Origin of the sequence: Nocardioides sp. AX2bis (assembly GCF_902506435.1) — a bacterium.
In the GTDB taxonomy this organism is placed as follows: Bacteria; Actinomycetota; Actinomycetes; order Propionibacteriales; family Nocardioidaceae; genus Nocardioides.
The window spans coordinates 1-3,570 of the sequence record NZ_LR733237.1; the positions used below are offsets into that span (position 1 = coordinate 1).

The 3,570-nt window shown below is 73.5% G+C and carries 4 protein-coding genes; 3 read left to right on the forward strand and 1 reads right to left on the reverse strand.

Annotated elements, in window-relative coordinates; all coding sequences use genetic code 11:
- The first annotated feature begins 44 nt into the window (after positions 1-44).
- Genes cmk through der form a run of 3 tightly spaced genes read left to right on the forward strand, consistent with a single transcriptional unit; the run spans position 45 to position 2,877 of the window.
- Positions 45-701, forward strand: a complete 657-nt coding sequence (gene cmk / locus GV155_RS20030) for a (d)CMP kinase (RefSeq protein ID WP_328820831.1) — start codon at positions 45-47, stop codon at positions 699-701.
- Entirely contained in the window at positions 698-1,471 is a 774-nt protein-coding gene (locus tag GV155_RS20035) for a lysophospholipid acyltransferase family protein (protein ID WP_160012039.1), read from the forward strand. The genes cmk and GV155_RS20035 overlap by 4 nt, the downstream gene beginning before the upstream one ends.
- A complete protein-coding gene (gene der / locus GV155_RS20040) occupies positions 1,468-2,877 on the forward strand; it encodes a ribosome biogenesis GTPase Der (RefSeq protein WP_160012041.1) in 1,410 nt (469 codons plus the stop codon). The genes GV155_RS20035 and der overlap by 4 nt, the downstream gene beginning before the upstream one ends.
- A gap of 76 nt (positions 2,878-2,953) precedes the next feature.
- On the opposite strand, the gene GV155_RS20560 is transcribed toward der, so the two are convergent.
- Entirely contained in the window at positions 2,954-3,493 is a 540-nt protein-coding gene (locus GV155_RS20560) for a DUF4234 domain-containing protein (protein WP_201300396.1), read from the reverse strand.
- Positions 3,494-3,570: the final 77 nt, after the last annotated feature.

Below are 3,570 nucleotides of genomic sequence, written 5' to 3' on the forward strand. Positions count from 1 at the left end.
CCGCCGACCAGGCAGGGACCGCCGTACCGTCCCCCCACCTGGTGGTGGCCGTCGACGGCACCTCCGGTTCGGGCAAGTCGAGCACCTCGCGACAGGTCGCGCACCGCCTCGGGCTGCGCTACCTCGACACCGGCGCGCAGTTCCGCGCGATCACCTGGTGGATGCTGCGCCACGGCGTCGACGTGCACGACGCCGACGCCGTCGCCGCCCGGGCCGCCGAGCCCGTGGTCGTCTCCGGCACCGACCCGCTGGAGCCGACGATCGCCGTCGACGGCGAGGACGTGGCGGCCGCCGTGCGCACCCCCGAGGTGACCGGTGCGGTCTCCCCGGTCAGCACCGTCCCCGAGGTCCGCGCCCGGCTGCTGGCGCTGCAGCGCCGGGTGATCGGCGAGGGCGGGATCGTCGTCGAGGGCCGTGACATCGGCTCGGTCGTGTGGCCGCAGGCCGACCTCAAGCTCTACGTGACCGCCGACCCGTCGGCCCGCGCCACCCGCCGCAGCGCCGAGGAGGGTGGCAGCGACACCGCCGCCACCGAGCAGGTGCTCCGCGAGCGCGACCGGATCGACTCCGGGCGCGCCACCGCCCCGCTGCGCCGCGCGGACGGCGCGATCGAGGTCGACACCACGCCGCACACCCTCGAGGAGGTCGTCGACCTCGTCCTGGGCCTCGTGGACGACCTCCCGCCCAGGACCTCGCCATGAGGTCGGCGAGCAGCCTCCACGAGACGCACCACCTGCTCCCGCCCCGCACCGACACCGTCGCCCACCCCCTGCGCCGTCCGATGCGCCACGGCCGGCCGCCCTCGCGGTGGCTGATGCGGTCCCGCTGGGACGTGCGCGTGCACGGGATCGAGCACGTCGCGGCCGACGGCCCGGTCGTCCTCGCCGGCAACCACGTCGGGCTGATGGACGGCCCGCTGCTGGCGGCCTTCGCGCCACGGCCGGTGCACGTGCTGACCAAGGTGGAGGCGTTCACCGGCGTGCTGGGCCACGTCCTGACCGCGGCCGGGCAGGTCCCGGTCGACCGGTTCGTGGTCGACCCGGCCGCGGTGCGTACGGGCCTGCGCGTCCTGCGCGACGGCGGCGTCGTCGGGATCTTCCCCGAGGGCGTGCGCGGCGACGGGTGGCTGGACCGCTTCCACCGCGGCGCGGCGTACCTCGCGCTGGTCACCGGCGCGCCCGTCGTGCCCTTCACCGTCGTCGGCACCCGCGAGCCCGGCGGCCACACCGACAGCGTCCCGGCCCGCGGGGCCCGCCTCGACCTCTCCTTCGGCGAGCCGCTCGACCTGGGTCGCGTGGACTGGCCACGCACCCGCGAGCTGGTCGCCGCCTGCTCCACCACGCTGCGGCGACGCATGCTGGACCACCAGACCGACGCACTGGCCCACCTGGGCCGAACCCTCCCCGGGCCCCTGCCCGCCGGGGAGCTCGAACCCGAGCCGGGCGGCGGAGTCACGGAGCATTCCCGATGAGCGAGCACGACCCCCAGGACCACGGGGACGGTCAGCCCGGCCACGACCAGTTCGACACCGACGGGTTCGACGGCGAGGGCCCCCTGGGTCCGCTGCCGATCCTGGCCGTCGTCGGACGCCCCAACGTGGGCAAGTCGACCCTGGTCAACCGGATCCTCGGCCGCCGCGAGGCGGTCGTCGAGGACGTCCCCGGCGTCACCCGCGACCGCGTCTCCTACGACGCCGACTGGGCCGGGCGCGCCTTCACCCTGGTCGACACCGGCGGCTGGGACCCCGACGCCCGCGGCCTCGCGCAGCGGATCGCGGCCCAGGCCGAGGTCGCGGTGAGCCTCGCCGACGCGGTGATGTTCGTCGTGGACGCCACCATCGGCATCACCGACCACGACGAGGAGGTGGTCAAGGTCCTGCGGCGCTCCGGCAAGCCGATCGTCCTGGCCGCCAACAAGGTCGACGACCTGCGCGCCGAGGCCGAGGCCGCCGGCCTGTGGAACCTCGGCCTGGGGGAGCCCCACGTCGTCTCCGCGCTGCACGGTCGCGGGTCGGGCGACCTGCTCGACGCCATCCTGGAGGCGCTGCCCGAGACCCCGCCCGAGCGCGACGCCGAGCCCGGCGGCCCCCGCCGGATCGCGATCGTCGGCAAGCCCAACGTCGGCAAGTCCTCGCTGCTGAACCGTCTGGCCCAGGAGGACCGGGTGGTCGTCGACAGCGTCGCCGGCACCACGGTCGACCCCGTCGACGAGCTGGTCGAGCTGGGCGGACGGCTGTGGCGCTTCATCGACACCGCCGGCATCCGCAAGCGGGTCAAGGAGTCCTCGGGCCACGAGTACTACGCCTCGCTGCGCACCAGCCAGGCCATCGACCGCGCCGAGGTGGCCGTGCTGGTCGTCGACGCCGAGCAGCCGCTCTCGGAGCAGGACGTCCGGATCCTGCAGACCGTGCGGGAGTCCGGCCGGGCCCTGGTCATCGCCTTCAACAAGTGGGACCTCGTCGACGAGGAGCGCCAGCACTTCCTGAAGCGGGAGATCGAGCGCGACCTGGTGCAGGTGCAGTGGGCGCCGCGGGTCAACATCACCGCGCGTACCGGCTGGCACGTCGACAAGCTCGTCCCGGCCATCGACAAGGCCATCGAGGGCTGGGAGACCCGGATCACCACCGGGCAGCTCAACGCCTTCCTCGGCCGCCTGGTGGCCGAGAACCCGCACCCCGTGCGCAGCGGCAAGCAGCCCAAGATCATGTTCGGCACCCAGGCCGGCTCGGCCCCGCCGATGTTCGTGCTGTTCACCAGCGGCAAGCTCGACCAGGGCTACGAGCGCTACATCGAGCGGCGCCTGCGCGAGGAGTTCGGGTTCGTCGGGACGCCGATCATCCTGCAGCAGCGGGTGCGCGAGAAGCGCAAGCGCCGCTGACGCCGGTCGACCTGACCGTTGCACGCACCAGGTGCGTGAAACGGTCAGGTCGACGTCCTCAGGGGTCGGGCAGGTCTCAGACCGCGCCCTGGGTGCGCCAGTAGGAGTTGAGCGCGCCGTTGGTCTTGATGAACCACACCAGGGGACCGACCAGGATGAACATGCCGGGGAAGTACCAGAGCCCGGTCGCGCCGGAGACGGGCGCGCGCTGGCCACGACGCTCGTAGAGCCCGCCGACCTCGGACGAGGTGATGTAGGGCATGACGATGGCGACGAAGAAGGCCAGGACCAGCGCGATGCCGCCGTCGATGCCCTGGCCCGAGTGGCGCTTCATCTCGCTGTGCACCGAGTAGAACCAGACCAGCGGGTAGATGCCGAACGTGACCACGGTCAGCAGGATGCACAGGCCCGTGCTGCGGATCTTGCCCACGGGGACGTGGTGCGGCTGGCCGTAGCCGACGGGGTAGCCGCCCTGGGTGGGGACCGGCGACTGCGCCGGGGACCAGCCCTGCGGTGCGCCCTGCTGGTATCCCTGGGGGTAGCCCTGGGGTGCCCCGTAGGTCGGGTGCGTCGGGATGATGTCCTGCTGGGGCCGGGTGGGGTTCTGGTCGCTCACGGGTGATCCTTGCCTGGAAGGGGCGGCGCCGATGGGTCGCCGGCCGCGGTGAGCGTAGGACCGGGTGGGTCCGGGTG

Excerpts from the sequence above, each read along its gene's own strand:
- der (WP_160012041.1), top strand. The coding sequence starts at position 1,468 with ATGAGCGAGCACGACCCCCAGGACCACGGGGACGGTCAGCCCGGCCAC.
- GV155_RS20035 (WP_160012039.1), top strand. The coding sequence starts at position 698 with ATGAGGTCGGCGAGCAGCCTCCACGAGACGCACCACCTGCTCCCGCCC.